We start from the raw sequence: 5,132 nt of genomic DNA, 5'->3' as shown, positions 1-5,132 counted from the left end.
TGGGCGGTGAGCGCCACGCTGACCGTGCGCACCCCGGGAAGCGAGGCCACGGCGCGTTCGGCCGCCGCGCGCAGGGGCTCCATCTGGCGTGCCATCTCGGGGCTCGGCGCCTCGATCACGAAGCGCACGGCGTCGCCGTCGACGCTCAGCGCACGAATCATGTCGCGCGAAATCAGGTCGCCGCCGCCGGGAAGCTCGAGCCGCGCGAGTTCGGCCTTCACCGCTTCAATTGTACCGGCCATGTAAATTCCTTTCGCTCTGTGCAACCCGACGTAGGGTCACTTTGCACCCGTTGCAATTCTCGAACAGGGTCTGCCCATTTTTTATACTTAACGCATTGGTTTCGCTCAGGTCTCCCTCAGCTACTCCATGCGCTAACTGCATAGCCGACTTGTGGCCTGCCGGGATTGTGCAGTTGCAGCATTTGGCCCAAGTATAGGCCAACAACGCAACGCACGAACACAGGCTAACAAGCAAGATGGCATACGCAACCGAACAGAACACCAGCACCCAGAGCGGTTTCAGCGGTCGCATCGCATCCATGATGACTTCGCTGCGCGAGCGCAACGCCCGCCGCAAGCTCTTCAAGGAAACGCGGAACGAGCTGTCCGCGCTGAGCAACCGCGAACTGAGCGACCTCGGGCTGCACCGCTCGATGATCCGCCGGGTCGCATGGCAGGCCGCCTACGAGGCCTGAGACAGATCTGATTTCGACGGGCTCTCTTCTCCTCCCTGAGCCCATCGAACCCGGCGGCGGCTTCACTCCTCCTCCCGAGGCCGCCGCCGCAAAGACCAGACGGGCTGAACGCCCGACAGTTTCGGAGCCCCTCTCCTCCTCCCTGGGGCGTTCGATCCGCGGCGGGATCTCTCCTCCTCCCTGATCCCGCCGCACCTCATTCGGGCGAAAAGCCCAACAGTTTCGGAGCCCCTCTCCTCCTCCCTGGGGCGTTCGATACGCGGCAGGGTCTCTCCTCCTCCCTGACCCTGCCGCACCCCATTCGGGCGAAAAGCCCAGCAAGTTTCGGAGCCCCTCTCCTCCTCCCTGGGGCGTTCGATCCGCGGCAGGGTCTCTCCTCCTCCCTGACCCTGCCGCAACCCATTCGGGGCCATGCCCCACCGTCACGATGACCCACTCCTCCCTCGGGTCGTTCGTAATCGCGACGGGACCTCCTCCTCCCTGGTCCCGTCGCGCGCGAGTTTCGGACCCGCGGGTCCATCCGGTTTCTGGAGCCCTCCTCCTCCTCCCAGGGCGTCCGGAGAATTGACGGCGGCGCCCTCTCCTCCTCCCTGGGCGCCGCCGTTTTGCTGTCCGGCCCCCGCCATCCGATACCTCTCCCCATCGTCCGGCCCGCCGCGCGCGTGAATTCGTGGCCGCAATCCGGCCCGCATGCCTCCGGGGCTTCCCCTTCTGCCCCGGTTTCGCTATCCCGGGCGCGACTGCAGGAGACTTGTCGATGGCCATGGAAAAGACGTTTGACGCTAGCGCCGCCGAAGCGCGGATCTACGAGGCGTGGGAGAAGGCAGGCGCCTTCAAGGCCGGGGCCAACGCCTCGCGCCCGGAAACCTTCAGCATCATGATCCCGCCGCCGAACGTGACCGGCAGCCTGCACATGGGCCACGCCTTCAACAACACGCTGCAGGACATCCTGATCCGCTGGCACCGCATGCGCGGCTACGACACGCTCTGGCAGCCCGGTCAGGACCACGCCGGCATCGCGACCCAGATGGTCGTCGAGCGTGAACTCGCCAAGGACCCGTCCAACGCGACCCGCCGCGAGATGGGCCGCGAGGCCTTCACCGCGAAGATCTGGGAGTGGAAGCAGCAGTCCGGCGGCACCATCATCAACCAGCTCAAGCGCCTCGGCGCCTCCTGCGACTGGTCGCGCAACGCCTTCACCATGTCCGGGGCCGAGAGCGCGCCCGCGGGCGAGGACGGCAACTTCCACGACGCCGTCATCAAGGTCTTCGTGGACATGTACGAAAAGGGCCTGATCTACCGCGGCAAGCGGCTGGTCAACTGGGACCCGCATTTCGAGACGGCAATCTCGGATCTCGAGGTCGAGAACCTCGAGGTCGCGGGCCACATGTGGCACTTCAAGTACCCGCTGGCCGGCGGCGCGACCTACACCTACGTCGAGAAGGACGAGGACGGCAACGTGCTCTTCGAGGAAGAGCGCGACTACATCTCGATCGCCACCACCCGCCCCGAGACCATGCTCGGCGACGGCGCCGTGGCCGTGCACCCCAGCGACGAGCGTTACGCGCCCATCGTCGGCAAGCTCTGCGAGATCCCCGTGGGTCCGAAGGAGCACCGCCGCCTGATCCCGATCATCACCGACGAATACCCCGACCCGACCTTCGGCTCAGGCGCGGTGAAGATCACCGGCGCGCATGACTTCAACGACTACCAGGTCGCCAAGCGCGGCGGCATCCCGATGTACCGCCTGATGGACACCCGCGGCGCCATGCGCTCGGACGGCGCGCCCTATGCCGAGGCCGCGGCCATCGCGCAGAAGGTCGCGCAGGGCAAGCAGACCCTGACCGAGCACGAGGCCGACGCGCTGAACCTCGTCCCCGACCACCTGCGCGGGCTCGACCGGTTCGAGGCCCGCGACGCCGTGGTCGCCGAGATCACCGCCGAGGGTCTCGCGGTGATGACCGAGGTCACCGACCCGCGCCTCGGCGCGGCGGCCGCCAAGGCGCCCGTCGCCCCCGAAGAGGGCGGCGAGGCCCGCGACGAGGCCGAGCAATGGGTGCCGCTGGTCGAGTCGAAGCCGATCATGCAGCCCTTCGGCGACCGCTCGAAGGTGGTCATCGAGCCGATGCTCACCGACCAGTGGTTCGTCGACACCGCCAAGATCGTGGGGCCGGCGCTTGATGCCGTGCGCGACGGCCGCGTCACCATCCTGCCCGAGAGCGGCGAGAAGACCTACTACCACTGGCTCGAGAACATCGAGCCCTGGTGCATCTCGCGCCAGCTGTGGTGGGGACACCAGATCCCCGTCTGGCACACGCCCGGCTTCGGCGACGAGTGGCGCTCGTTCTGCGCCGCGACCGAGGAAGAGGCGCTGCGCAAGATGCACGACTTCTTCGGCAAGGATGCCGAGTTCCTGATGGTCGAGGACGCCGCCGCCGCCGAGGACATGCTCGCGGACCTGCTGTCTCAGGGCACTGACTACACCGGCGTCGACCAGCGCCGCCGCGCGCAGGCGATCCCGGTCTTCCGCGACCCCGACGTGCTGGACACGTGGTTCTCGTCCGGGCTCTGGCCGATCGGCACGCTGGGCTGGCCCGAGAAGACCCCGGAGCTCGAGAAGTACTTCCCCACCGACGTGCTGGTGACCGGGCAGGACATCCTGTTCTTCTGGGTCGCGCGCATGATGATGATGCAGCTGGCCGTGGTGGACGAGATCCCGTTCCACACCGTCTACCTGCATGGCCTCGTGCGGGACGCCAAGGGCAAGAAGATGTCCAAGTCGCTCGGCAACGTGGTCGATCCGCTCGAGATCATCGACGAGTACGGCGCCGACGCGCTGCGCTTCACCAACGCCGCCATGGCCTCGCTCGGCGGCGTGCTGAAGCTCGACATGCAGCGCATCGGCGGCTACCGCAACTTCGGCACCAAGCTCTGGAACGCCGCCCGCTTCGCCGAGATGAACGGCGCCGTGGGTCTCGGCGGCGGCGTCCCCGCCCCACAGGCCACGGTCAACAGGTGGATCCTCGGCGAGACCGCCCGCGTGCGCGAGGCGGTGGATGCGGCGATGGCCGAGTACCGCTTCAACGACGCGGCGCAGGCGCTCTATGCCTTCGTCTGGGGTGTGGTCTGCGACTGGTACGTCGAGTTCTCGAAGCCCCTGCTGCAGGGCGAGGACGCCGCCGCCAAGGCCGAGACGCAGGCCACCATGTCCTGGGTCATCGACCAGTGCCTGATCCTGCTGCACCCGATCATGCCCTTCATCACCGAAGAGCTCTGGGCCACGCTGGGCACGCGCTCGAAGATGCTGGTGCACGGCGACTGGCCGACCTACACCACGACCGAGTTGCTGGACCCTGCCGCTGACGCCGAGATGCGTTGGGCGATCTCGCTGATCGAGGGTGTGCGCTCGGCACGGGCGCAGATGGGGGTTCCGGTGGGGCTTTACGTCCCGGTGCTGGTGACCGAGATCGACGCCGCCGGCGAGGCCGCATGGGCCAACAACGAGGCGCTGATCATGCGGCTGGCCCGGCTCGAGAGCCTGACCCGCGTGGACAGCTTCCCCAAGGGCTGCGTCACCGTTCCCGTGGGCGGCGCCACCTTCGGCCTGCCGCTGGCGGACATCATCGACGTCGAGGCCGAGAAAGCGCGTCTCGAGAAGGGCATCGCCAAGCTCGGCAAGGAGCTCGGCGGCCTGCGTGGCCGTCTGAAGAACCCCAAGTTCGTCGAGAGCGCGCCCGAGGAAGTCGTGGAAGAGACCCGCGAGAACCTCGCCGCCCGCGAAGAGGAAGAGGCCAAGCTCAGGGACGCGCTGGGGCGTCTGCAGGAGATCGGCTGAGCCTGACGCACAGGTCGCCCGGGCGGGAGCGTCCGGGCCCTGCTGCTGCCCTGCCTGAGGGCAGGCGTTCCAGAGACAGACCAAGGGCGGCGCCTTGCGAGGGGCGCCGCCCTTTTTCGTTGTCCGGCGTCCGTGGCCCGGGATGACAGCGCGGGGCCCTCGCGGCTGCGGCCCGGTATTACAGCGCGGGGCCTTCGCTGCTAGCCTGCAGGCCGAGAGCCAACCAAAGGGCGCTGCCATGACCTCCCCTCTCGGGCGCATCGTGATCTACACTAGGAAAACCGAGGAGATGGCCGCGTTCTACTGCCGGCATTTCGGCTTCACCGCGGTTCGGGCCGAAGGCGACCGCATCCTCGAACTGGTCCCGCGCAGCGCGGGCGCCGCGATCCTCCTGCATCCCGCCTCCGCCGGGCAAAAGGCCGGGCAATCTCTGGTCAAGCTGGTGTTCGATGTCGAGGACGTGGCTGCGTTCTGCGAGACAGCCGCCGCCGACGGGCTGACCTTCGGCACGCTCCATCAGGCTGACGGCTACGTCTTCGCCAATGCCAGGGATCCGTCGGGCAACTCGGTGCAGGTGTCGAGCCGGGCCTTCGCGCCGCG

Annotated in this window: 4 protein-coding genes; 3 read left to right on the top strand and 1 reads right to left on the bottom strand. The window is 67.7% G+C overall.

Annotation, left to right across the window (positions count from 1 at the left end; all coding sequences use genetic code 11):
• Nucleotides 1-242, bottom strand: a 242-nt coding sequence (locus HC022_RS18780) for an iron-sulfur cluster assembly protein (RefSeq protein WP_167453439.1), incomplete at its 3' end; no start/stop codon positions are given.
• A gap of 236 nt (nucleotides 243-478) precedes the next feature.
• On the opposite strand from HC022_RS18780, the gene HC022_RS18775 reads away from it, so the two are divergent.
• The 3 genes from HC022_RS18775 to HC022_RS18765 all read left to right on the top strand — a co-directional run.
• Nucleotides 479-697: a DUF1127 domain-containing protein gene (locus tag HC022_RS18775; RefSeq protein ID WP_008884013.1), complete on the top strand. Its 219-nt coding sequence runs from the start codon at nucleotides 479-481 to the stop codon at nucleotides 695-697.
• 757 nt (nucleotides 698-1,454) lie between these two features.
• Nucleotides 1,455-4,532, top strand: coding sequence for a valine--tRNA ligase (locus tag HC022_RS18770; RefSeq protein WP_167453438.1), 3,078 nt, complete (start codon nucleotides 1,455-1,457; stop codon nucleotides 4,530-4,532).
• 289 nt (nucleotides 4,533-4,821) lie between these two features.
• Nucleotides 4,822-5,132: VOC family protein (locus HC022_RS18765; RefSeq protein ID WP_008885996.1), on the top strand; the 311-nt coding region annotated here is incomplete at its 3' end.

This window comes from Salipiger sp. HF18 (assembly GCF_011806505.1).
GTDB classification, from domain to species: domain Bacteria; phylum Pseudomonadota; class Alphaproteobacteria; order Rhodobacterales; family Rhodobacteraceae; genus Salipiger; species Salipiger thiooxidans.
The sequence above is the reverse complement of the archived record's forward strand: the minus strand, read 5'-3'. Positions and strand labels throughout refer to the sequence as shown.

What these genes read in the sequence shown, in the direction of transcription:
- HC022_RS18775 (WP_008884013.1), top strand. Translation starts at nt 479, where the DNA reads ATGGCATACGCAACCGAACAGAACACCAGCACCCAGAGCGGTTTCAGC.
- HC022_RS18770 (WP_167453438.1), top strand. Translation starts at nt 1,455, where the DNA reads ATGGCCATGGAAAAGACGTTTGACGCTAGCGCCGCCGAAGCGCGGATC.